Genomic DNA, 21,315 nt, shown 5'->3' on the forward strand with positions numbered 1-21,315 from the left:
GGTGCCCGTTTCGGTACAGCAGGAAACCGTGGATCAGGCTTCGGCTTCGACCACGACCTTGACCGTGGTCTCGACGTCGGCGTGCAGGCGCACCAGCACCTCGTACTCGCCGATGTTGCGGAACGCGCCTTCGCTCAGCACCACCTCGCCCTTTTCCAGAGGCAGGCCGGCGGCGGTGAACGCCTCGGCGATGTCGCGCGGGCCGACCGAGCCGTACAGCTTGCCTTCGGTGGACGCATTGGCCTTGACCGTCACGCTGGCGCCTTCCAGCTTGGCCGCACGGGCCTCGGCGTCGGCGTGGATCGACTGCGCCTTGGCTTCGTAGTCGGCGCGCTTGGCCTCGAACTCGGCGATGTTGGCGGCGGTGGCCGGCACGGCCTTGCCCTGCGGCACCAGAAAGTTGCGGCCATAGCCCGGCTTGACGTCGACCTTGTCGCCGAGGCCGCCCAGGTTGGTCACTTTCTGCAGAAGAATCAGTTGCATGGTGTTGCTCCGTTATTCGTTAGCGCCGGCTCACGGCCGACGCAACGCGTGCTGTCCGAATAGGACGGGAATGGAGAGTTGGACCTGAAAAAGAACCGCTTTCCTGTTGGACCCCGCACATGGATGTGCGGGCTCTTCCGAGGGACTCGGATCAAATATCGTGGTTGTCCGTGTACGGGATCAGCGCCAGGAAACGCGAGCGCTTGACAGCCGTGGCCAGCTGACGCTGGTACTTGGACTTGGTGCCGGTCACGCGGCTCGGCACGATCTTGCCGTTCTCGGTGAGGTACTGGCGCAGGGTGTTGAGATCCTTGTAATCGATCTCTTTGACGCCCTCGGCGGTGAACTTGCAGAACTTGCGGCGACGGAAGAACTTGGACATGGCAGTGCTCCTTAGGCGGCTTCGGCGGCGTCGCCGTCGGTTTCGGTGGCGGCGGCAGGCGCATCGCCTTCCTCGTCGTCGCGGCGACGGCGCTCGCTACGCTCGGGCTTGTCGCCCTTCTCGTCCTTGCTCTTCATGATCAGCGACTGCTCGGTGTCCGGGCCGTCGCGCTTGATCACCAGATGGCGCAGCACGGCGTCGTTGAAGCGGAAGCTCTCGACCAGTTCGGCGAGGATGGCCTGGTCCACTTCGATGTTGAGCATGACGTAGTGCGCCTTCACCAGGTTCTGGATCGGGTACGCCAGCTGGCGGCGGCCCCAGTCTTCCAGACGGTGGATGGTGCCGCTGCCGTTCTCGACCAGCGACTTGTAGCGCTCGATCATGGCCGGGACCTGCTCGCTCTGGTCCGGATGGACCAGGAACACGATTTCGTAATGACGACTCATGTGGTTATACCTTTCGGATGTGGCCCGAGGGCCGGACAGCCCCCCGCGAGGCCCAAAACGGGTGCGGTGGGGCAAGGGATCCCGCCACGACGGGCGCAGGAAGCCGGAAAGTATGGCAGCGCAGGGGCCGCGCCGCAAGTTGGCGCCCGCCGGTGCATGCACGGCGGGCGTCGCCTGCTGCGGACGATGCGCCGACATGGGCCGCAGCTGCCGCGGCGGCGCCGGTTTTGCGACACTTGCCGGGTGAATCGCAGACCGCCCCCGCACTCACCCACCGAAGCCAAGCTTCTTCCTGTAAGCCTGCGTGCTGCACGCCTGCGTGCACGTTCCCCGGCCTTGCCCGCTGCTGCCGCAGGCCGCGCCCCTGCGGCCCGGCCTGCGTGGGTGCGCCGCGCCGAATGCTGCGCCGCACGCGCCTGGCCCTGCGGCACGTCGTCCAGGGACGCGCATTGAACGCCCACCTGCACGCCGACCCTACCCTGCGCATCGGCAAGCCGCTGCAGCTGGAACTGCCGCCAGCAGTTGCCATCGCCCTGCGCAGCGCACGCCGCTACCTGCTGGACGACGGCACGCCGCTGTACGCGCTTGCCTTCGATGCCGAGCGCTTCCAGCCGCAGGCCTTCGCCGCGGCCGCGATCGCCTGCCCGGACAGCGTCGCGCGCAGCGTGCGCAAGCGCCAGGCGGAATTCCTGTTCGGGCGGCTGGCCGCACGGCTGGCGCTGGGCGCAGCGCTGGGTCCGGCGCACGCGCAGGCCGAGATCGCGATCGGTGCGGCGCGCGAGCCACGCTGGCCGGCCGGCAGCCTGGGCAGCATTTCCCATGGCGACGGCTGCGCGGCGGCGGTGGCGCTGCCGGCCAGCCAGGGCCGCGGCATCGGCATCGACCTGGAACGGCTGCTCGCGCCCGCCGCGCGCGAAGCCGTGCTGAGCATGGCGATCAATGCGCAAGAAGCCGATATGCTGGCCGCCGCGGCCGATCCGCAGTGGTCGCACGATGCGCTGCTGACCGCGCTGTTCTCGGCCAAGGAAAGCCTGTTCAAGGCCGCGTTCGGCGCGGTCGGGCGTTACTTCGATTTCGAAGCGGCGCGCGTATGTGCGGTCGACATGCCGCGCCTGCGGCTGCGCCTGCGGCTCACCGAGGCGCTATGCGCGCAGTTCACCGAAGGTCAGGTCTGCGAGATCGGCTTCGCGCGGCTGGACCTGGATCCGCAGCTGGTGCTGACCCACTACGCGTGGTGAGCGCAGCGCCGGCGCTCAGCCCGCGGCGGCCGCCGCATGCTCGGCGGCGGTGGTGAAGCTCTCGCCGCAGCCGCATTCGGCGGTGGCGTTGGGATTGCGGAAGATGAAGGTCTCGCCCAGGCCCTGCTTGGCGAAATCGATCTCGGTGCCATCGACCAGCGGCAGGCTGGCGGCATCGACGTAGATGCGCACGCCGTCCTGCTCGAACACCGCATCGTCCGGGTGCGCCTCGCGCGCCAAGTCGGTGACGTGGCCCCATCCCGAGCAACCGGTGCGTTCCACACCGAAGCGCAGGCCCAGCGCGCCAGGGGTCTGGGCGACGAAGCGCTGCACGCGCTCGAAGGCGACGGGAGTGAGGTGAATGGCCATGGCGAACGACTCCGGGAACAGCGAACGGTCATTATAGGGAGGAAGCGCGGCGGCGGATGCGCGCCACGCCTCGCAAGCGCCGCGGTTCAGCCAGTACACTTGCCCGTTCCATATCGAGTCGCTGCGGCGAGGATTCAAGTCATGACGGTGGTGAGCGTTGAGCATGCGCTGGCCGGGAAGATCCCGGCGGGCGGCGAAGTGACGGTACGCGGCTGGGTCCGCACCCGGCGCGATTCCAAGGCGGGGCTGTCCTTCGTCAACGTCAGCGACGGCTCCTGCTTCGCGCCGATCCAGGTGGTGGCGCCGGCCGAGCTGCCCAACTACGAGGCGGACGTGAAGCGGCTGACCGCCGGCTGCGCGGTGATCGCGCGCGGGCGCCTGGTCGCCTCGCAGGGCCAGGGCCAGAGCTTCGAGATCCAGGCCGAGGTGATCGAGGTGGTGGGCTGGGTCGAGGACCCGGAGACCTACCCGATCCAGCCCAAGGCGCATTCGCTGGAATTCCTGCGCGAGGTCGCGCACCTGCGCCCGCGCACCAACCTGTTCGGCGCGGTGACCCGCATCCGCAACTGCCTGGCGCAGGCAGTGCACCGCTATTTCCACCAGAACGGCTACAACTGGATCAGCACCCCGATCATCACCACCTCCGACGCCGAAGGCGCCGGGCAGATGTTCCGCGTGTCGACCCTGGACCTGGCCAACCTGCCGCGCGACGGCAAGGGCCAGGTCGATTTCGGCCGCGACTTCTTCGGCAAGGAAACCTTCCTGACCGTGTCCGGCCAGCTCAATGTGGAGGCCTACTGCCTGGCGCTGAGCAAGGTCTACACCTTCGGCCCGACCTTCCGCGCCGAGAACAGCCACACCACCCGCCACCTGGCCGAGTTCTGGATGATCGAGCCGGAGATCGCCTTCGCCGACCTGGCCGAGAACGCGCGGGTCGCCGAGGACTTCCTCAAGCACCTGTTCCGCGCGGTGCTCGAGGAGCGCGGCGACGACCTGGCGTTCATCGCCGAGCGCCTGGACAAGACCGCGATCAGCAAGCTGGAGACGTTCATCAACTCGCCGTTCGAGCGCATCGAATACGGCGACGCGATCACCCTGTTGCAGAAATCCGGGCACACCTTCGAGTTCCCGGTGGAATGGGGCCTGGACCTGCAGACCGAGCACGAGCGCTGGCTGACCGAGCAGCACGTCGGCCGCCCGGTGGTGGTGACCAACTACCCCGAGCACATCAAGGCCTTCTACATGCGCCTGAACGACGACGGCAAGACCGTGGCGGCGATGGACGTGCTGGCCCCGGGCATCGGCGAGATCATCGGCGGCGCCCAGCGCGAGGAGCGTCTGGACGTGCTGGACACGCGCATGGTGCAGTTCGGCCTGGACCCGCAGCACTACGGCTGGTACCGCGATTTCCGCCGCTACGGCACGGTGCCGCACGCCGGCTTCGGCCTGGGCTTCGAGCGCCTGGTGGTCTACATCTGCGGGCTGAGCAACATCCGCGATGCGATCCCCTACCCGCGCGCGCCGGGCAGCGCCGAGTTCTGAGGCATCCAGAGGACGCACCATGATCCTGTTCTTCGCGCTGTGCTTCGTCGGCGTGGCCATCGCCGGGTGCAGCGCGTTCCTGATCTTCTGGCCGCTGACCCTGGTGCATATCCGCGACCGGCATCCGCCGCTGGTCGCGGCGTTCGGCCCCGGCGCGTTTCTCAAGCCGGTGGCGCTGGGCTGGTTGCTGGCGCGGCGCTACCGCACGCTCGGCGACCGTTCGCTGTCCGGGCTGGCGACGCCGGCCTGGCTGTCGCTGCTGACCATCTTCTTCGGCCTGGGCATGGCGGCCCTGCTCTGGCTGCTTTCCCTGGTGATTCCATGACGTCAGACGCATCCGCCGCCGATCGGTGGTACCTGGCCAGCCTCGGCCGCATCCTGGTGTGGGCGCGCCTGCGCGTGCGCGCGGCCGGCACCGCCGAGGTGCTGGACAGCGACGGCAACACGCTCAGCTACGACAGCGAGGACACCGCGCAGGCGGCGCTGTTCGACGCCGAGTTCGTCGCCTACGACGGCCTGGACGAGGACGATGCGCTGGCGCGCGGATTTTCGCTGCATGAAGTGGCGCCGCCGCAGGCCGACGACGACGCGGCGCTGCGCGGACGCATGACCCAGACCCTGGGCACGCGCGCCTGAGCCGCCGATGCATATCCCGCCGGCGTTCGCCGAAACCGACCTGGGCGCGCTCGACGCGCTGATCGCGCGCGATCCGTTCGCGACCCTGGTCACCGTCGGCGACGACGGCCTGCCCTGCGCCACGCCGCTGCCGGTGCTGTACCGCCGCGACGGCACGCGCATCGTGATCGAGGGCCATTGGGCGCGTGCCAATCCGCAGGCGCGGCACCGCGGCCCGGCGCTGCTGATCGTGCATGGCCCGCATGCCTAAGTGTCGCCGGGCTGGTATCCGGACAAGGAGGCGATGGCGCGGGTGCCGACCTGGAACTACGCCACCGCGCAGCTGCATGGCCGGTTGCAGGTGAGCGACGACGAAACCCTGCTGGCCGACCTGGTGGCGCGGCTCAGCGAACGCCACGAGCGCGCGCTCGGCAGCGACTGGCGCTTCGAGCCGCATGACGACGCGCAACGGCGCCAGTTGCGCGGCATCGTCGGCTTCCGCTTCGAGCCGGAGCGGGTGGAACTGAAATTCAAGCTCAGCCAGAACCATCCGTCCGCCAACGTGGACGCGGTGCGCCGGGCGCTGCAGGCGCAGGCCGATCCCGGCGCGCAGGCGGTCGCCGCGCTGATGCGCGCGCGCCTGCCGCACGGCTGAGCGGCGCAGGCATCAGTTCCTTCTCTTCCTCGAGAGAAGATACCCCTAAGGGGCGGATGAGGGTAAGGGCGCAGCCCCGTGCTCCCAACGCTACGAGTCGCTTTCGCGCCGGACCCTCACCCCAACCCCTCTCACGACGGGAAAGGGGCTTTGCACGCGCCGCTCAGCCGCAGTTGCTGAGCAGCCGCTGCCGGTCGCTGTCCGCACGTCTGCTGGTCGCCATGCCGCCGTCCAGCGGCGACAGCCCTTCGCGGATCGCATAGCGGGTCAGTTGCGCGATGCCGTGCATGCCGAGCTTGAGCATGATGTGCTCGCGGTGGGTGCCGATGGTCTTGACGCTGATGTGCAGCCGCGCGGCGATTTCCTTGGTGGACAGGCCTTCGGACAGCAACTGCACGATTTCGCGTTCGCGCGAGGTCAGCAGCGTATAGGCGGAAACGGCGTCGCCCTGCGGGCAGCGGTACTCGCTGACCAGCGATTGCGACAGGCCCGGGCTGATGTAAAGCTGATCGTTGCTGACCTGCTGGATCGCCCGCAGCAGTTCGTGGAAGGTGCTGTTGCGGGCCAGGTAACCCTTGGCCCCGGCATCGATGACTGCGCGCACGTTGGCCGCCGCATCGGAGGCGGCGATGCAGATCGCCCTGCTCTGCGGGCTGCGCTGCAGCAGCCGGCGCGTGGCCTCGATCCCGTTCAGGCCCGGCAGCATCACGTCCATCAGCACGATGTCGGGCTGTCTCCTGGTCACCAGTTGCACGCATTCCAGTCCGTCGGCGGCATGGCCGACCACGTCGATGTCCGGCGTGTTGTTCAACAGGGCGACCATGCCCTCCAGCACGATGCTGCGCTCGGCGGCAATCACGATACGTGTTTTCATTCTCTATCCGTTGTCCTCGCCATGGATCTCCCTACGCTCCTCGCCGCCGCGCGAAAACACGCGTTCCCTACGGCGCGAAACGCCCCTTTTGAACCGATGCGACAGCGTGACGCCACTTGCGTGGCGCAATCAGCTTGTCACGCCGCGCAATTGCAGCCATCGGCCGCAGGCTGATATGGGTGGCGGCCATACCTGAACTTGCAGGGATTCGCGCATTCGTCTCGCTGCGTAGACATGCGCTATCGAAACGGCGCGCAATGTGTGCTTGGCAGCGGAGAAAACGTCGTGCCTGCCGCGCCGCCGGCGCGCACGCGAACACGCCGCCGCCGGCGCAACGGCAGGCGCCGGCAGCGGCGTGGCGGCGGCGGCGATCAGTCCGGCTTCGGCAGCGCGGCCGGAAGCGCCGGGTTGTCCGCCTGCAGCACCGCTCGGGCGAAATCGGCGAGCCGCTGCTGGACCGCGGCAGGCGGCGTCCCGGCGTCGATCGACTGCTGCAGCGCCATCAGCTGCGCGGCTAGTTCGCCCTGCCAGCGCATGCGTTCGGAATCGTTGCCGACGCGCTGCACCTCCAGCGTCGCCTGGGTCTGCGCCGCGGCGTCGCCGCGCACCAGCGTTTCCATGGAATCGACCAGGCGCTGCAGCAACCGGTACACCGCGGTCGCGGAAAATCCGCCCAGCATCGCCAGGGTCGGCTTGCCGAACGTGCGCATGCCGCCGCTCTCGAACAGGTCGCCGGGCAGCACCTCGACCAGGATCAGCCCGGCGATCAGACCCAGGATCATGCGCGCGCCGTAGGACGCATCGAACTTGGGATCGTAGGTGGCGTTGGCGACGTAGCGATGCACCTGGAACAGGGACGAGAACGAGGCGCCCAGGCCGGCGCAGGACAGCAGGAACACGGCATTCCACAGCAGCACGCTGCCGGAGGAATCCAGGAACCCCAGGCGCACATTGTCGGCGCTGACATCGTTGGACAAGGCCGATGCCACCACCGCGAACAGGAACAGCAGCGAGGTCGCGGTCAGCGCGCGCACCAGCGGCAACGGGCCGAGCAAGGTCGCCCAGTGCCGGCGGCGGCGCTCCGCATCGAGCAGGAACACCGCCTGCGGCGTCGCCGGGCGGATGATCTGCGCCAGCCGCCGATGCGTCACCGCCAGCTCGTACGCGCCGTGCTCGCTGCCGGCGGCGCTGGGCGCGATGCCGTCCAGCAACGCCGACAGGCGCGCGACCAGTTCCGGCGGAACCGCCATGCCGTGTTCGAGCGCGTAACGCGCCATCGCCTCGCACTCCACCCGCAGCTGCGGCAGGATGCCCGGCGGCGGAACCCGCGCGGCGGCGGCCGTGCCGACGCCGGCAAGCCAGCGCCGTGCCGCCGCGCCCATGTCCTGGATCCATGCGTTCATCGGAGCACTCCTGGATGGGCCGGCGGCGACAGAGGCGTGCTGCCCCGCCGCCGTGTGGCGAGGGGCGGCGGTCGCCCGGGCTAAGGCATGCGCTGCAGGGTTCCGCTGTCGGCGCGGGTGCCGAGGCGGTCGAAGATCTGCAGGCTGACGTTCCCGTCCTGCTGCGGCTGCAGTTCGGCCTGGCCATCGCTCAGACGCCCGCAATAGCCGGCGTCGTTCACGCCGAGCGACAGCACCACGGTGGTGTCGCGCGTGCCGGCATAGCGCGCTTCGATCTGGCAATCGCGCGGACTGCCGTAGCGCAGCGTGGCCACGGCGGCACCGGGCGCCAACGGCGTGGCGGCGATCTTCAGGGTCAACGCCGCGGGGCGGCTGGCGCCGCTGGTGCCTGCGAGCAGGCGCCAGTTGCCCTGCAGCGCACTCGCCGGCGCCGGCAAGCTGTGCAGCAGCAGCGGCAGCGGCGTGCCGTCGATGCGCAGTTGCAGGTCGTCGGCGCTGCGCTGCGCGGTCAGGGTCTTGCCCAGCAGCCTGTCGCAATAGATGCCGCCGTTGATCGACTCCAGACGGTAGGCAGCGCCATCCTGCGCGAGCAGGCTCAGCCCGCAGTTCAGCGGCGCGCCGAACTGCAGGCGGGTCTTGCCGGCTTTTTGCAGCAGTTGCACCGCGGCCATGCGCCGCGCATCCAGCGCCAGGCTGCCGCGCCAGTCGCCGGCCGGCAGTGGCGCGGGTGCCGCGGGTGCCGCGGGTGCTGCAGGCGCCGATGGCGGCAACGGTGCGGCGCTGGCGCTCAGCGGCAACGCCAGCGCCAGGCACAGCGCCGGCCAGCGGCGTGGGGGCAGCAAACGACGCGTTTGGATGGCCATGCAACTCTCCTGTTGGGAATGGATGGGACAGCGGCCGCCGCTCACCACGGCAGCGCGAAGAAATAGGCGATGGCCAGCAACGCGGCGCATGCCAACAGCACCGCGAACAGCGCCGAGGCGATGCGCCTGTGCCGCCGTCGGCGCTGCGCGCGGGCCAGCGACAGCAGGTCGATCCGCAGCTCCCGGCACCATTGGTCGGTGTCGCGCCGCGACAGGACAAAACCGTGTCTACGCATGGTCTGGCTCCGTGGGCGGTTGCTGCGCGCCAGGCGGTCGCTGCAGGTTCCAGAGTTTCAGCCGCTGCCCGTCGAACAGCACTTCGCACAGCGGCGCGTGCGTGCCCTCGAACACGATCTGCAGGCGGTGGCCGGGTCGCCGCGGTTTGCGCGGCAGCACCTGCAACAGCAGGCGCGGCGCTTCGTCGGGCATGTCCAGCACATCCAGCTCGACCTCGAAGGCCAGCGTCAGGTGCCCGATCTGCGGGGTTTGCCAGGCGCGCAGCTCCCACAACGGGATCTGCAGCGACGGCGCGTCGTCCGTGGCCGCTGCCAGCGGCAGCGTGGCCTCGCCGCCGAAGCAGGCCCGCAACACCTGTTGGTGGCGGGCACGGCAGCGCTGTTGCGCATCCAGCAACGCCGCCGACAGGCCCTGCAGCAACAGATCGAACTCGCAGCGCAGCGCGCGCATCATTCGTCCTTCAGCCAGGCGGGCCTGCGCGGGAATCCCACGTGGTAGCACAGCCACTGCATCACCACCTGGTGCTCGCCGACCTGGAGCACGGCGAAATTCTTTTCGGTGCCGATGATCGCGCCCTTCGGCGTATCGCTCAGGCAGCGGTTGAGCAAGGCCCGGGCCGCTTCGATCTGCTCGGGCGTTTGCATCTGCGTCGGGTTGTCGCTGCCGACCACGACCCGCTTGACGAACTTGACTTCAGTGAGGTCGAACATCGTTGACGAGTCCCCCGACGAGATGGTCCAACTAGTGCCTTACGCGGCAACCGGTACCGGCGCGCCGACCTTGCGCGGCGCCACCGAGCTCTGCAGGATGTCCATCACCCTCGCCAGGCCTTCCGGCATGCCCCGGTCCTCGGCGTGCACCGAGACGTGGTACTTGGCCGCGTTGTCGGAGCTTCGGGTGTTCTCCTTGTGCGTGGCCACCGAGCCCTGGATGTGCACCTTGGCCTTGAACATGCCCCAGCCGAATTCCATGTCGGCCGACAGCGAGGCCGAGGCGTCGGTGGAGGACTTCTCGGAAAAGGACGACTTCACTTCCATGTCGAAGGTGACGTCCACGGTGCGGATGCTCAGGCTGGGCACATTGACGATCGCCAGCAACGGCACTTCCAGCTCCACTTCTTCTTCGGCGATGCCGCCGGCGGTGGTCGGGTCGTCGACCGGCCGCTTGAAGCGGAAGCTCGCGGTGCGGGTGGCGCCGAGGGCTTGCGGATCGGTGCTGCCGGCGTCCGGCGGCATGAAACCGATCACGCGGATGAAATCGGCGGTGGCGCGGGCCAGCTTGACCTGCGCGTCGCAGGCCGCATCCAGCGGACCGCCGATCAGGTCGGCCATCGGCAGACCCTTGAACTGACTGGAGATGTTTACGAGTTCGTCAGGCATTGCAGTAACTCCTTAGGTAGGTGGATTGGTGACATCGTCCGTGCCCGCGGCGGTCGGCTTGTCGGCCATGACCGTCTTGAACACGCCCTGCGTCTGCGCCAGGTGATTCATCAGCCTGGCCGCTCCGTCAGTTGGTTCGGTCCCTTCCACGCGCAACACCACGTGGACGGCACTGTGGCGCTGGCTCTTCGCGCTGGCGCTGGTGTCCACGCGCACGCTGGACTTGGCCGCGCTGCGCTTGGAGCGCCAGGCGCCTTGCGCCGCGGCGGGGTCGGTTGCCGACGGCGGCGGCGCGTAGAAGCCTTCGCTGGACTGCAACCCGCCCATGTCGCCGAGCTGCGCGTCGAAGCTGATCTCCACGTCCTTGATCCGCAGCACATTGGTCGAGACCAGCGGCAGCAGCGGCGCGCGGTAGTAGTCCTCGTCGTCCTCGCCGGCCTGCGGATGCTGCGACGGCAGGCGGATGATCACGCTCTTGGGCCGGTGGAACTCGTCGAAGTAATCGCCGAGGTTGGCCATCTGGTGCTGTTCGATGCGGTCCTGCGCCTCGATCACCGCACCGGCCAACGCTTCGATCAGGTCATTCAATGCGGTCTGCCCAGCCATGTTCGCTCCTGGAGAAAGGGGGCTGCCGTCGGCGACGGCAGCGGATCTGTGTCGCGCAGCGCGCTGGCGCACCCGCCGCGCCGGCAGCGGGATGCGCGGACGGCGGCGCGGCGCCGCACGCTCAGTTCAGATCGGGAAACGCGTCGACCCTGGCCAGCCAGCCCTTGAGGAACTTGCCGAGCGCGGGCTTGGCATCGACCAGGCGCCGGTAGTAGTCGCGGCGGCCCTGCTTGTAGCGCGTATACAGGTTGCGCTGGTCGGCCGCCTGCAGCGCCGCCAGGGTGGCCGCGCCGAACTTGCCGTCCGCGGGCAACTGCAGCGTCGGCTTCTGGTCGTTGAGCACGCGCTGCAGCAGCTTGGTCGCGTTGCTGCCGGCATTGACCTGGAAGTCGAACAGGATCTCGGCCAGCGGCTGCAGCGCGATCTCGTCGCCGTGCACCGCATTCCAGTAGCAGGCCTTGTAGATCATCGCGGCCTGGGCGTCGCTGAGCGCGCGCAGGTTGTCCAGGCTGGGTTCCAGTTGCAGCAGCGACTTGGCGTAGAGGCGGAAGGTGGCCAGGGTGATGCCCTTGTTGGTGGCGCCGCCCGGATCCACCGGATCGTTGACGAAGCCGCCCTCGTGCTTGAGCAAGGTGGGAAAAAACGCATTGAAGTCGGCCATTGCGATCCTCCGGGAGTGCGCCCGTCAGCGGGCTTGGAGGAAGTGTGGCGAGCGGGCGCAGGCGGCGGGATCGGCAAAAACCCGATACGGCGGCGCGCAGACACTGAGCCTGCGCGCCCTGCCGGCGCACCCTGTCAGCGCGGCGTCGCCCGCGCGCCGGCTGCGCGCTGCGCCGCCATACGCAGGCGTGTGTGCCGGCGCCCGCCGCGCTGGCCGATGAACCGGCGCGCCCGGCGCCGCGATGGCGGCTGCATCCGCGCGCCGGCTTCTGGAATAATGCGCGGCTATGAGCAAAATCGATCAGCTACTGCACAACAACCGCGCCTGGTCCGAGCGAATCAATCGCGAGGATCCGGACTTCTTCGGCCGCCTGTCCAAGCAGCAGACCCCGGAATACCTGTGGATCGGCTGCTCCGATTCGCGGGTGCCGGCCAACCAGATCATCGACATGGCGCCGGGCGAGGTGTTCGTCCACCGCAACATCGCCAACGTGGTCGTGCATACCGACCTCAACTGCCTGTCGGTGATCCAGTTCGCGGTGGAAGTGCTGAAGGTGCGGCACATCCTGGTGGTCGGCCACTACGGCTGCGGCGGCGTGCATGCCGGACTGACCCGCGCGCGCCTGGGCCTGGTCGACAACTGGATCCGTCACGTCACCGACGTGGCCGAAAAGCACGACGACTGCCTGCAGCAGGCCGGCGACCTGACCTTGCAGCACGCGCGGCTATGCGAACTCAACGTGCTCGAGCAGGTGGTCAACGTCAGCCGCACCTCGATCGTGCGCGACGCCTGGGCCGCCGGCCAGGAACTGACCGTGCACGGCTGGGTCTACAGCCTGCGCGACGGCCGGGTGCACGACCTGGGCCTGGAACTGGAGCGCATCGAGGACCTGGCGCCGCGCTACGATGCCGCACTGGCGCGGATCTGTCAGGATCGCGAGGATCGCTGATCCGGCGCGGCACCCGCGCCGCCGCGACTGACCAAGGACCACCGCATGCTGCCCGCCCCGCTGAACCTGCACGCCTGGATCGAAGACCACCGGCACCTGCTGAAACCGCCGGTGGGCAACAAGTGCATCTATGCCGGCGACTTCATCGTGATGGTGGTCGGCGGGCCGAACGCACGCGCGGACTTCCACTACGACGAAGGCCCGGAGTGGTTCTACCAGCTCGAAGGCGAGATGCTGCTGAAGATCCAGGAAGGCGGCGCGGTGCGCGAGATCCCGATCCGCGCCGGCGAGACCTTCCTGCTGCCGCCGAAGGTGCCGCATTCGCCGCAGCGCGGGCCCGATTCGGTGGGTCTGGTGATCGAACGCCGGCGCCTGCCGCACGAGAACGACGGCCTGCAGTGGTATTGCGAACGCTGCAATCACCTGCTGTACGCAGACTACTTCCCGCTGCGCAACATCGAGACCGATTTCCCGCCGGTATTCGCGCGCTTCTACGCCTCCGAGGCGTTGCGCACCTGCAACCAGTGCGGACAGGTGCACCCGCTGCCGGCGCCCGCCACCGCGCCGTGAGCGCCCTCGCCGACCGCCGTGGCGGGTCCGCGCTGCTGCATGGCCTGATCGCGCTGAAGCCGCGCGACGTTCCGCTGCGCGTGGCCCTGCGCAACACCTTTGCGGTGGTCGCCCCGCTCGCCGTGGGCGTGGCCGGCGGCCACGCCGAACTCGGCCTGGCGATGGCCACCGGCGCGCTGAACACCATGTTCTCCGACCAGCCGGGGCCGTACCGTGCGCGCATGCAACGCATGCTGATGGCGGCGCTGGCCGCCGGCGGCGCGGCGCTGCTGGGCATGCTGATCGGCGCGCATACCGCGGCGCTGGTACTGGCGGCGCTGCTGCTGGGGCTGGGCGGCGGCCTGCTGGTGGCGCTGGGCCCGGTCGCGGCGCGGGTCGGGCTGACCAGCATGATCCTGCTGGTGGTCAGCGCCGACGTGCGCCTGCCGGCGGCGCAGAGCGTCGGCGTGGCCGCGCTGATCTTCGCCGGCGGCGTGCTGCAGATGCTGATGGCGCTGGCCGCCTGGCCGCTGCAGCGCTACCGCCCGGAACGGTTCGCACTGGCCGAGCTGATGCGCCAGCTGGCCGGCATCGCCCGCCAGCGGCCGAGCGCGACGCTGGCGCCGCCGGCCACCGAGGCGGTGCTCGAGGCGATGGTGATGCTGCACGGCGAGCATCGTTCGCGTGGGCTGGCGGTGCAGTCGTTCCGGATCATCGCCGAGCTGTGCGAACGCGCGCGGCTGGAGCTGCTGACCCTGACCGACCTGCATGGGCGCCTGGACGAGGTGTCGCCCGCGCGGCTTCCGATCGAGCGCGTGCTGGAACGCAGCGCGGTGGTGCTGGACCAGCTCGCCTACGCGCTGGACAACGCCGAAGACCCAGCCGCGGCGGAGGCCTCGATGACTGGCTTCGACGATCTGGCCGAGGCGCTGGCGCAGGCCCAGGCACAGGCCGAGGACACCCGCGAACGGCGCCTGCTGCGTATCGCCGTGGCCCGCGTGCAGAGCCTGGGCGGGCAGCTGCGCGCGCTGGTGCGCAACGGCCACTGGGCCAGCAGCCGCGGCGAAATCCAGGCCGAACTGGCCGAGGCCAGGTTGCCGGCGGCGCTGCGGCCGTTGGCACCGCTGCAGACCCTGCGCGCCAACCTCGGCTTCTGCTCGGTCGCGTTCCGGCATGCCTTGCGCTGCGGCGTGTGCCTGAGCCTGGCGGTGCTGTTGGCACGCTGGCAGGCGATCCCGCACGGCTACTGGATCCCGATGACCACCGCGATCGTGCTCAAGCCGGACTTCGGCGGCACCCTCAGCTTCGGCGCGTTGCGCGTGGCCGGCACCTTTGCCGGGCTGCTGCTGGCCACCGTGCTGGCCCACTTCAGCATGGACGGCGCGGTGCTGCGGCTGTTGTTGCTGACCGTGTTCTGCCTGGGCTTCCGCCTGCTGACCCAGGTCAACTACGGCCTCGGCGTGGCCTCGCTGACCGGCATGCTGGTGTTGCTGCTGTCGTTCGAGGGCATGGCCCCGGGCGAGGCGATCGGCGAGCGCATCCAGGCCACCGTGCTCGGCAGCGCGCTGGCGTTGGTCGCCTACGCACTGTGGCCGACCTGGGAACGCCGGCATATCCGCGCCACCCTGGCGCAGCTGCTGCTGGCCTATCGCGACCATCTCGCCGCGCTGCTCGAAGGCCACCTGCAGGCGCTGCCGGAGACCCGTGCCGCCTCCCGCACCGCGCGCACCAACGTGCAGGCCTCGATCGAGCGCCTGCGCGGCGAGCCGCGGCGCAAGCGCAATCTGCGCGAACTGACCCTGGCCGAATCGGTCCTGGCCAACGGCAACCGCCTGCTCCGCGCCTCGCTGGCGCTGGAGGCGGTGTTGCGCGACAGCCCGTCGCTGCCGCCGCTGCCGGAACTGGAGCAGTTCCGGCAGCAGGCGCATGCGGCGCTGACGCAGCTGGCCGACAGCCTGCGCAGCGGCACCGCGCCGGCGCAGGCGACCTTGCGCCACGACGAACGGCGCCTGGCCGAGGCGCTGGCCGCACACCTGCAGGAGGCCGGCGACGGCTCCGCACTGGCCGCGCTGGCCGATACCAGCGACCGGGTCGCCGACAGCGTCGGCACCCTCACCCACCTGCTGCGCGGCGCCATGCTGCCGGCCGCCGCCACGGCCGCCGACGAAGCGCCGCAGCGCGACCGGTAGACTGTACCCTCGCCCCGCTGCCCGCTGCCGATGAACGAGATCCTGACCCGCCACCACGCCACCGCGCTCGACGCCGCCGACCCGCTGCGCGAGCTGCGCCGCGAATTCCTGTTCCCGCAGCACCAGGGCGCCGACCAGGCCTACCTCGTCGGCAACTCGCTCGGCCTGCAGCCGCGCGGCGCGCGCGCCGCGGTGCAGGAGGTGCTGGACAAATGGGCGGCGCTGGCGGTGGAAGGCCACTTCAGCGGCGACACGCAGTGGATGACCTACCACGAACTGCTGGCCGCGCCGCTGGCCCAGCTGGTCGGCGCGCTGCCGCACGAAGTGGTGGCGATGAACACGCTGACAGTGAACCTGCACCTGCTGATGGTCAGCTTCTACCGCCCCACCCGCGAGCGCCCGGCGATCCTGACCGAGGCCGGCGCGTTCCCGTCCGACCAGCATGCGCTGGCCTCGCAGATCCGCTTCCACGGCTTCGATCCGGCCACCGAGCTGATCGAAGTGCAGCCCGACGGCATCGACGGCCTCGTATCGCTGGCCGCGATCGAACGCGCCATCGCCGAACACGGCCCGCGCCTGGCGCTGGTGCTATGGCCGGGCGTGCAGTACCGCACCGGCCAGGCCTTCGACCTGGACGCGGTGGCGCGGCTGGCGCGCGCGGCCGGCGCCGCGGTCGGCTTCGATCTGGCGCATGCGGTCGGCAACATCCCGTTGAGCCTGCACGACAGCGCGCCCGACTTCGCGGTGTGGTGCCACTACAAGTACCTCAACGCCGGCCCCGGCGCGGTCGCCGGCGCCTTCGTGCACGAACGCCACGGCCACGGCGACACGCCGCGCTTCGCCGGCTGGTGGGGCCACGACAAGCGCACCCGCTTCCAGATGCGGCAGGAGTTCGTCGCCGCGCCCGGCGCCGACGGCTGGCAGCTGAGCAATCCGCCGATCCTGAGCATGGCGCCGCTGCGCGCCTCGCTGGAGCTGTTCGAACGCGCCGGGCTGCCGGCGCTGCGGCGCAAGTCGCTGCAGCTCACCGGCTACCTGGAGACGCTGATCCGCGCGCGCCTGGCCGCGACCTTGCAGATCCTCACCCCGGCCGACCCGGCGCAGCGCGGCTGCCAGCTGTCGCTGCGCGTGATCGGCGGGCGCGAGCGCGGCCGTGCGCTGTTCGAGTACCTGCAGTCGGTCGGCGTGCTCGGCGACTGGCGCGAGCCGGACGTGATCCGGATCAGCCCGGTGCCGCTGTACAACCGCTATTGCGACGTCTACCGCTTCGTCGAAGAAGTGGAAACCTGGGCCGGCGTCTGAGCCGCCCCCTTCTGCGCGGCCGCGGCCGCGCGTCTTGCCGGAAGTTTCCTTGAGCGCCTCCCCCCGCAGCATCACCCTGATCGGCGCCGGCCTGGCCGGCTCCCTGCTCGCCATCCTGCTCTCGCGCCAGGGCTGGCGCGTCACCGTCTACGAGCGCCGCGGCGACCCGCGCATCCAGGACTACGAGCGCGGCCGCTCGATCAACCTGGCCCTGGCCGAGCGCGGCCTGCACGCGCTGCGCCAGGCCGGCGCCGATGCCGCGGTGATGGCCAAGGCGGTGATGATGCGCGGGCGCATGGTGCACTTCGCCGACGGCCGCCAGCAGTTGCAACGCTATGGCCGCGACGACAGCGAAGTGATCTGGTCGGTGCACCGCAACGACCTCAACATCACCCTGCTGCAGCTGGCCGAGCAGGCCGGCGCGCAGATCCACTTCTACCGGCGCCTGCACACGGTGGACTTCGACGCCGGCTACGCGCGCTTCATCGACGACCGCGACGACCAGCCGCACGACATCCGCTTCCGCAGCATGATCGGCGCCGACGGCGCCGGCTCGGCGCTGCGCGCGGCGATGCAGCGCAAGGCGCCGATGGCCGAGCACACCGAGTTCCTGGACCATTCGTACAAGGAACTGGAGATCCCGCCCAACGCCGACGGCAGCTTCCGCATCGAAGCCAACGCGCTGCACATCTGGCCGCGCGGGCACTACATGTGCATCGCCCTGCCCAACGACGAAGGCACCTTCACCGTCACCCTGTTCCTGCCGAACGAAGGCGAGCCCAGTTTCGCCACCACCCGCAGCGGCGCGGAAGCCCTGGCCTTGTTCCAACGCGACTTCGCCGATGCGCTGCCGCTGATGCCGCAACTGGCCGAACACTGGGAACAGCACCCGCCGGGCCTGCTCGGCACGCTGCGCCTGGAACGCTGGCACCTGGACGGACGCGCGGTGCTGCTCGGCGACGCCGCGCACGCGATGGTGCCGTTCCACGGCCAGGGCATGAACTGCGCGTTCGAGGATTGCGTGGCCCTGGCCGCGCACCTGCAGCGCGAGCCGGACCTGGGCCGCGCCTACGCCGCATTCGAGGCCGAGCGCAAACCCAACGCCAGCGCGATCCAGCAGATGGCGCTGGAGAACTACATCGAGATGCGCGACCGCGTCGGCGATGCCGGCTTCCTGCTGCAGCGCGAACTGGAGCAGGCGCTGCAGGAGCGCCATCCGACCCGCTTCGTGCCGCACTACACCATGGTCACCTTCCTGCGCACGCCGTATGCGCTGGCGCTGCAACGCAGCGAGATCCAGCGCGACATCCTGGTGCAGGCCACGCAAGGCCACAGCGATCTGTCGCGGATCGACTGGGCCTGGCTGCAGCGGATCGTGCACGCGCGCCTGGCGCCGCTGGACGGCGCGCATTGAGCCGATCCTGCCTTACCCTGTAGGAGCGGCTTCAGCCGCGACCGGCATCACCCGTAGCGCTGGTCGCGGCTGAAGCCGCTCCTACAAAAAGCGAGCCCACACGCACTCCCCCACACCGCTCTGGTCCGACCATGCCCGACAGCTTTCTGTTCTACGACCTGGAAACCTTCGGCGCCGATCCGCGGCGCACACGCATCGCCCAGTTCGCGGCGCTGCGCACCGATGCGGCGCTGCACCCGGTCGAGGAACCGATCAGTTTCTTCGTGCAGCCGGCCGACGACCTGCTGCCCTCGCCGATCGCCACCCTGATCACCGGCATCGCCCCGCAACAGGCCTTGCGCGACGGCATCAACGAGGCCGACGCGTTCGCGCGCATCGCCGAGCAGATGGCGCGGCCGCAGACCTGCACGCTGGGCTACAACTCGCTGCGCTTCGACGACGAATTCGTGCGCCACGGCCTGTTCCGCAATTTCCACGATCCGTACGAGCGCGAGTGGCGCGGCGGCAATTCGCGCTGGGACCTGCTGGACATGCTGCGGCTGATGCACGCGCTGCGCCCGGACGGCATCGTCTGGCCGCAACGCGAGGACGGCGCCACCTCGTTCAAGCTGGAGCAGCTGGCGCTGGCCAACGGCGTGCGCGACGGCGACGCGCACGAGGCGCTGTCCGACGTCCACGCCACCATCGGCATGGCGCGGCTGTTCCGCGAACAGCAGCCGCGGCTGTGGGACTACGCACTGAAACTGCGCGACAAGCGCTTCTGCGGCGGCCTGCTCGACGTGGTGGCGATGCAGCCAGTGCTGCATGTGTCGATGCGCTATCCGGCCGCACGCCTGTGCGCGGCGCCGGTGCTGCCGCTGGCGCGGCATCCGCGCATCGACAGCCGGGTGCTGGTGTTCGACCTGGAAGGCGACATCGAGCCGCTGCTGCGCTACACCCCGGAACAGATCGCCGACCGCTTGTACACCCCGCAGGCCGACCTGCCCGAGGGCGAACAGCGCATCCCGTTGAAGGAAGTGCACCTGAACAAGGCGCCGGCGCTGGTCGCCTGGTCGCATCTGCGCGAACCGGACTTCGCCCGCCTGCAGATCGACCCGGCGCAGATCCTGGCCAAGGCCGCGCGCCTGCGCGAGGCAGGGCCGGCGCTGGCCGAGAAGGTGCGCCGCGTGTTCGGCAACGAACGCGCGTCGGCCCCGGCCGATGTCGATGCCTCGCTGTACGACGGTTTCCTGGCCGACGCCGACAAGCGCGCGATGGCGCAGGTCCGCGCCACCCCGCCGGCGCAGCTGGCGCCGCTCGAACACGGCTTCCGCGATCCGCGCCTGCCCGAACTGCTGTTCCGCTATCGCGCGCGCAACTGGCCGCAGACGCTGTCGATCGCCGAGCAGGGCCGCTGGGACGACTACCGGCGCCAACGCCTGCACGGCGACAGCTGCCTGTCCGAACTGGGCTTCGACGGCTACTACGCGCAGCTCGCCGATTTACGCTTGGCTCACCCCGACGATGCTACCAAGCAGGCTCTGCTCGACCAGCTGGCCGCTTGGGGCCAGGACCTGCAACGCACCCTATGACCTCTTATTTCAGCGACGCCAGCTTCAAGTTCCTGCGTGCCCTGGCGCGGCACAACGACAAGGCCTGGTTCAACGACAACCGGCACAAGTACGAAGAACACGTGCGCCAGCCGTTCCTGCGCCTGATCACCGACCTGCAGCCGGACCTGGCCCAGGTCAGCGAGCATTTCCGCTCCGACCCGCGCGGGGTCGGCGGCTCGCTGTTCCGCATCCATCGCGACGCGCGCTTCTCCCACGACAAATCGCCGTACAAGACCTGGCAGGGCGCGCGCCTGTTCCATGAGCGGCGCAAGCAGGCGCCGGCGCCGTCGTTCTACATTCACCTGCAGCCGGGCGAGAGCTTCGTGGGCGCCGGCCTGTGGCATCCGGAAGCGGACACGCAGCGCAAGGTGCGCCAGTTCATCTTCGACAACCCTGGCAGCTGGAAAGCCGCCGCGCACGCGCCCAAGCTGCGCCGCCGCTTCGATTTCGAGGCCACGGAAATGCTGGTGCGGCCGCCGCGCGGCTTCCCCGCCGAGTTCGAATTCATCGACGACCTCAAGCACAAGAACTGGGTGTTCTGGCGCCAGCTCGACGACGCCACCATGACCGGGCCGAAACTGCGCGCACTGGTGGCAGCCGACCTGCAGACGCTGGCCCCGTTCGTGGACTACCTGTGCGCGGCGCTGGATCTGGAATTCTAGAGATGGCCGTGCTTTCTGTAGGAGCGGCTTCAGCCGCGACAGGCACTCTCGGTAACGCCCGTCGCGGCTGAAGCCGCTCCTACAAAAGCTCGCGCCCCAACGAGGCACACCATGAAGAAATGGCTGGCATTGCTGTTCCTCGCCCTGCTCGCGCTCGGCGGCTATGTCGTCGCCGGGCCCTATCTGGCGATCCGCGGCATCAGCCAGGCGCTGCAGCAGCGCGATGCGGCGGCGCTGGAGCGCTACGTCGACTTCCCCACCCTGCGGGTCAACCTGAAGGCGCAGGTGGACGATGCGGTGCTGCGCCGCGCCGGGCCGGACCTGCAGTCCGGCCTGTTCGGCGGCGCGCTGCTGTCGCTGGCCGGCAGCGTCAGCGGTATCGGCGTGGATGCGATGGTCACCCCAGCCGGGATCGGCGCGCTGCTGCAGGGCGATGCACTATGGAAACGCGCCAGCGGCGACACCGTGGGCGGCGACACCTACGCCGCGCCGCGTCCGCCGCAACCCTTGCGGCAGGCCGAACACCGCTTCGAATCCACCTCGCGCTTCGTCGCCACCCTCCACACCGCCGACGGCACCGCAGTGCCGTGCGTGTTCACCCGCGACGGGCTGCGCTGGAAGCTCAGCAACATCCTGCTGCCGTTGTAGGAGCGGCTTCAGCCGCGACATCGGCGCCGGAAGAAACATCAGTCGCGACTGATGGCCCGAGGCCACCCAGAGTCGCTACAGGAAGCTTGCGACCGAATCGGTGAGGTGCAGGCTTCAACCCACCCCCACAGATTGCCAAAACCATAGCGGCTTCCAACTCCACTCGTCACGACTGAAGTCGCTCCCACAAGGGCTTGCGGCAAGCCAGCTGGCTGCACTGTGGGAGTGACTTCAGTCCCGACTGCTCGATGCATCCG

At 69.5% G+C, this 21,315-nt stretch carries 25 protein-coding genes and 1 pseudogene; 13 read left to right on the forward strand and 13 right to left on the reverse strand.

Annotated elements, in window-relative coordinates; all coding sequences use genetic code 11:
• Nucleotides 1-33 precede the first annotated feature (33 nt).
• The 3 genes from rplI to rpsF all read right to left on the reverse strand — a co-directional run bounded on the left by rplI (nucleotide 34) and on the right by rpsF (nucleotide 1,311).
• On the reverse strand, nucleotides 34-483 hold the full coding sequence (rplI, locus tag KHF85_RS11175) for a 50S ribosomal protein L9 (RefSeq protein ID WP_003473782.1): 450 nt from the start codon (nucleotides 481-483) through the stop codon (nucleotides 34-36).
• A gap of 151 nt (nucleotides 484-634) precedes the next feature.
• On the reverse strand, nucleotides 635-865 hold the full coding sequence (gene rpsR, locus KHF85_RS11180; protein WP_003473336.1) for a 30S ribosomal protein S18: 231 nt from the start codon (nucleotides 863-865) through the stop codon (nucleotides 635-637).
• An 11-nt stretch (nucleotides 866-876) separates the two neighbouring features.
• Nucleotides 877-1,311: a 30S ribosomal protein S6 gene (gene rpsF / locus KHF85_RS11185; protein ID WP_003473337.1), complete on the reverse strand. Its 435-nt coding sequence runs from the start codon at nucleotides 1,309-1,311 to the stop codon at nucleotides 877-879.
• Nucleotides 1,312-1,760: 449 nt separating this feature from the next.
• Here rpsF and KHF85_RS11190 point away from each other — a divergent pair, with 449 nt between their 5' ends.
• A complete protein-coding gene (locus KHF85_RS11190; RefSeq protein WP_284566740.1) occupies nucleotides 1,761-2,549 on the forward strand; it encodes a 4'-phosphopantetheinyl transferase family protein in 789 nt (262 codons plus the stop codon).
• 15 nt (nucleotides 2,550-2,564) lie between these two features.
• Here KHF85_RS11190 and KHF85_RS11195 read toward each other — a convergent pair whose 3' ends face one another.
• Complete coding sequence (locus KHF85_RS11195) at nucleotides 2,565-2,918, reverse strand: HesB/IscA family protein (protein WP_284566741.1); 354 nt, start codon at nucleotides 2,916-2,918, stop codon at nucleotides 2,565-2,567.
• A gap of 141 nt (nucleotides 2,919-3,059) precedes the next feature.
• On the opposite strand from KHF85_RS11195, the gene asnS reads away from it, so the two are divergent.
• The 4 genes and pseudogenes from asnS (at nucleotide 3,060) to KHF85_RS11215 (ending at nucleotide 5,730) form a co-directional block, all read left to right on the forward strand.
• Nucleotides 3,060-4,460, forward strand: coding sequence for an asparagine--tRNA ligase (gene asnS / locus KHF85_RS11200; RefSeq protein WP_284566742.1), 1,401 nt, complete (start codon nucleotides 3,060-3,062; stop codon nucleotides 4,458-4,460).
• 19 nt (nucleotides 4,461-4,479) lie between these two features.
• Complete coding sequence (locus KHF85_RS11205; RefSeq protein ID WP_064540119.1) at nucleotides 4,480-4,785, forward strand: hypothetical protein; 306 nt, start codon at nucleotides 4,480-4,482, stop codon at nucleotides 4,783-4,785.
• Nucleotides 4,782-5,096, forward strand: a complete 315-nt coding sequence (locus KHF85_RS11210; protein ID WP_003473758.1) for a hypothetical protein — start codon at nucleotides 4,782-4,784, stop codon at nucleotides 5,094-5,096. The genes KHF85_RS11205 and KHF85_RS11210 overlap by 4 nt, the downstream gene beginning before the upstream one ends.
• Nucleotides 5,097-5,103: 7 nt before the next feature.
• Nucleotides 5,104-5,730 (forward strand): annotated as a pseudogene (locus KHF85_RS11215) (FMN-binding negative transcriptional regulator).
• 163 nt (nucleotides 5,731-5,893) lie between these two features.
• On the opposite strand, the gene KHF85_RS11220 reads toward KHF85_RS11215, so the two are convergent.
• The 9 genes from KHF85_RS11220 to KHF85_RS11260 form a co-directional block, all read right to left on the reverse strand.
• Complete coding sequence (locus KHF85_RS11220; protein ID WP_284566743.1) at nucleotides 5,894-6,604, reverse strand: response regulator; 711 nt, start codon at nucleotides 6,602-6,604, stop codon at nucleotides 5,894-5,896.
• Between the two features lie 371 nt (nucleotides 6,605-6,975).
• Complete coding sequence (locus KHF85_RS11225; protein WP_284569531.1) at nucleotides 6,976-7,881, reverse strand: hypothetical protein; 906 nt, start codon at nucleotides 7,879-7,881, stop codon at nucleotides 6,976-6,978.
• Between the two features lie 206 nt (nucleotides 7,882-8,087).
• The gene (locus KHF85_RS11230) at nucleotides 8,088-8,870 is read right to left on the reverse strand and encodes a hypothetical protein (RefSeq protein WP_284566744.1); all 783 of its coding nucleotides are present in this window, start codon (nucleotides 8,868-8,870) and stop codon (nucleotides 8,088-8,090) included.
• Nucleotides 8,871-8,911: 41 nt separating this feature from the next.
• Nucleotides 8,912-9,106, reverse strand: a complete 195-nt coding sequence (locus tag KHF85_RS11235) for a hypothetical protein (protein WP_284566745.1) — start codon at nucleotides 9,104-9,106, stop codon at nucleotides 8,912-8,914.
• Entirely contained in the window at nucleotides 9,099-9,557 is a 459-nt protein-coding gene (locus KHF85_RS11240) for a hypothetical protein (protein ID WP_284566746.1), read from the reverse strand. Before KHF85_RS11240 ends, KHF85_RS11235 begins: the two co-directional genes overlap by 8 nt.
• Nucleotides 9,557-9,817: a hypothetical protein gene (locus KHF85_RS11245; RefSeq protein WP_003473726.1), complete on the reverse strand. Its 261-nt coding sequence runs from the start codon at nucleotides 9,815-9,817 to the stop codon at nucleotides 9,557-9,559. Before KHF85_RS11245 ends, KHF85_RS11240 begins: the two co-directional genes overlap by 1 nt.
• Nucleotides 9,818-9,856: 39 nt before the next feature.
• Nucleotides 9,857-10,486, reverse strand: a complete 630-nt coding sequence (locus KHF85_RS11250; protein ID WP_003471825.1) for a DUF2589 domain-containing protein — start codon at nucleotides 10,484-10,486, stop codon at nucleotides 9,857-9,859.
• 12 nt (nucleotides 10,487-10,498) lie between these two features.
• A complete protein-coding gene (locus KHF85_RS11255) occupies nucleotides 10,499-11,092 on the reverse strand; it encodes a DUF2589 domain-containing protein (protein ID WP_237650752.1) in 594 nt (197 codons plus the stop codon).
• Nucleotides 11,093-11,213: 121 nt separating this feature from the next.
• Nucleotides 11,214-11,753, reverse strand: coding sequence for a glycoside hydrolase family 108 protein (locus KHF85_RS11260; RefSeq protein WP_284566747.1), 540 nt, complete (start codon nucleotides 11,751-11,753; stop codon nucleotides 11,214-11,216).
• Between the two features lie 286 nt (nucleotides 11,754-12,039).
• Here KHF85_RS11260 and can point away from each other — a divergent pair, with 286 nt between their 5' ends.
• The 8 genes from can (at nucleotide 12,040) to KHF85_RS11300 (ending at nucleotide 21,058) form a co-directional block, all read left to right on the forward strand.
• The gene (can, locus tag KHF85_RS11265) at nucleotides 12,040-12,702 is read left to right on the forward strand and encodes a carbonate dehydratase (RefSeq protein ID WP_009603029.1); all 663 of its coding nucleotides are present in this window, start codon (nucleotides 12,040-12,042) and stop codon (nucleotides 12,700-12,702) included.
• Between the two features lie 45 nt (nucleotides 12,703-12,747).
• Nucleotides 12,748-13,272: a 3-hydroxyanthranilate 3,4-dioxygenase gene (locus KHF85_RS11270; RefSeq protein WP_284566748.1), complete on the forward strand. Its 525-nt coding sequence runs from the start codon at nucleotides 12,748-12,750 to the stop codon at nucleotides 13,270-13,272.
• A 32-nt stretch (nucleotides 13,273-13,304) separates the two neighbouring features.
• On the forward strand, nucleotides 13,305-15,440 hold the full coding sequence (locus KHF85_RS11275; protein WP_284569532.1) for an FUSC family protein: 2,136 nt from the start codon (nucleotides 13,305-13,307) through the stop codon (nucleotides 15,438-15,440).
• Nucleotides 15,441-15,470: 30 nt separating this feature from the next.
• The gene (gene kynU, locus KHF85_RS11280; RefSeq protein ID WP_284566749.1) at nucleotides 15,471-16,742 is read left to right on the forward strand and encodes a kynureninase; all 1,272 of its coding nucleotides are present in this window, start codon (nucleotides 15,471-15,473) and stop codon (nucleotides 16,740-16,742) included.
• Between the two features lie 49 nt (nucleotides 16,743-16,791).
• Entirely contained in the window at nucleotides 16,792-18,156 is a 1,365-nt protein-coding gene (locus KHF85_RS11285; protein WP_284566750.1) for an FAD-dependent oxidoreductase, read from the forward strand.
• 131 nt (nucleotides 18,157-18,287) lie between these two features.
• A complete protein-coding gene (gene sbcB / locus KHF85_RS11290; protein ID WP_284566751.1) occupies nucleotides 18,288-19,727 on the forward strand; it encodes an exodeoxyribonuclease I in 1,440 nt (479 codons plus the stop codon).
• Nucleotides 19,724-20,410, forward strand: a complete 687-nt coding sequence (locus KHF85_RS11295) for a DUF2461 domain-containing protein (RefSeq protein ID WP_284566752.1) — start codon at nucleotides 19,724-19,726, stop codon at nucleotides 20,408-20,410. Before sbcB ends, KHF85_RS11295 begins: the two co-directional genes overlap by 4 nt.
• 111 nt (nucleotides 20,411-20,521) lie before the next feature.
• Nucleotides 20,522-21,058: a DUF2939 domain-containing protein gene (locus tag KHF85_RS11300; protein WP_284566753.1), complete on the forward strand. Its 537-nt coding sequence runs from the start codon at nucleotides 20,522-20,524 to the stop codon at nucleotides 21,056-21,058.
• The last annotated feature ends 257 nt before the right edge of the window (nucleotides 21,059-21,315 follow it).

Source organism: Xanthomonas graminis pv. graminis (assembly GCF_030168915.1).
Lineage (GTDB): Bacteria > Pseudomonadota > Gammaproteobacteria > Xanthomonadales > Xanthomonadaceae > Xanthomonas_A > Xanthomonas_A translucens.

Coding starts and splice junctions, on each gene's coding strand:
- KHF85_RS11250 (WP_003471825.1), bottom strand. CDS start 10,486: ATGCCTGACGAACTCGTAAACATCTCCAGTCAGTTCAAGGGTCTGCCG.
- KHF85_RS11205 (WP_064540119.1), top strand. CDS start 4,480: ATGATCCTGTTCTTCGCGCTGTGCTTCGTCGGCGTGGCCATCGCCGGG.
- KHF85_RS11260 (WP_284566747.1), bottom strand. CDS start 11,753: ATGGCCGACTTCAATGCGTTTTTTCCCACCTTGCTCAAGCACGAGGGC.
- kynU (WP_284566749.1), top strand. CDS start 15,471: ATGAACGAGATCCTGACCCGCCACCACGCCACCGCGCTCGACGCCGCC.
- rpsF (WP_003473337.1), bottom strand. CDS start 1,311: ATGAGTCGTCATTACGAAATCGTGTTCCTGGTCCATCCGGACCAGAGC.
- KHF85_RS11230 (WP_284566744.1), bottom strand. CDS start 8,870: ATGGCCATCCAAACGCGTCGTTTGCTGCCCCCACGCCGCTGGCCGGCG.
- KHF85_RS11210 (WP_003473758.1), top strand. CDS start 4,782: ATGACGTCAGACGCATCCGCCGCCGATCGGTGGTACCTGGCCAGCCTC.
- KHF85_RS11220 (WP_284566743.1), bottom strand. CDS start 6,604: ATGAAAACACGTATCGTGATTGCCGCCGAGCGCAGCATCGTGCTGGAG.
- KHF85_RS11270 (WP_284566748.1), top strand. CDS start 12,748: ATGCTGCCCGCCCCGCTGAACCTGCACGCCTGGATCGAAGACCACCGG.
- KHF85_RS11235 (WP_284566745.1), bottom strand. CDS start 9,106: ATGCGTAGACACGGTTTTGTCCTGTCGCGGCGCGACACCGACCAATGG.
- rpsR (WP_003473336.1), bottom strand. CDS start 865: ATGTCCAAGTTCTTCCGTCGCCGCAAGTTCTGCAAGTTCACCGCCGAG.
- KHF85_RS11255 (WP_237650752.1), bottom strand. CDS start 11,092: ATGGCTGGGCAGACCGCATTGAATGACCTGATCGAAGCGTTGGCCGGT.
- KHF85_RS11245 (WP_003473726.1), bottom strand. CDS start 9,817: ATGTTCGACCTCACTGAAGTCAAGTTCGTCAAGCGGGTCGTGGTCGGC.
- KHF85_RS11240 (WP_284566746.1), bottom strand. CDS start 9,557: ATGCGCGCGCTGCGCTGCGAGTTCGATCTGTTGCTGCAGGGCCTGTCG.
- KHF85_RS11195 (WP_284566741.1), bottom strand. CDS start 2,918: ATGGCCATTCACCTCACTCCCGTCGCCTTCGAGCGCGTGCAGCGCTTC.
- KHF85_RS11295 (WP_284566752.1), top strand. CDS start 19,724: ATGACCTCTTATTTCAGCGACGCCAGCTTCAAGTTCCTGCGTGCCCTG.
- can (WP_009603029.1), top strand. CDS start 12,040: ATGAGCAAAATCGATCAGCTACTGCACAACAACCGCGCCTGGTCCGAG.
- rplI (WP_003473782.1), bottom strand. CDS start 483: ATGCAACTGATTCTTCTGCAGAAAGTGACCAACCTGGGCGGCCTCGGC.
- KHF85_RS11225 (WP_284569531.1), bottom strand. CDS start 7,881: ATGGCGCGTTACGCGCTCGAACACGGCATGGCGGTTCCGCCGGAACTG.
- asnS (WP_284566742.1), top strand. CDS start 3,060: ATGACGGTGGTGAGCGTTGAGCATGCGCTGGCCGGGAAGATCCCGGCG.
- sbcB (WP_284566751.1), top strand. CDS start 18,288: ATGCCCGACAGCTTTCTGTTCTACGACCTGGAAACCTTCGGCGCCGAT.
- KHF85_RS11300 (WP_284566753.1), top strand. CDS start 20,522: ATGAAGAAATGGCTGGCATTGCTGTTCCTCGCCCTGCTCGCGCTCGGC.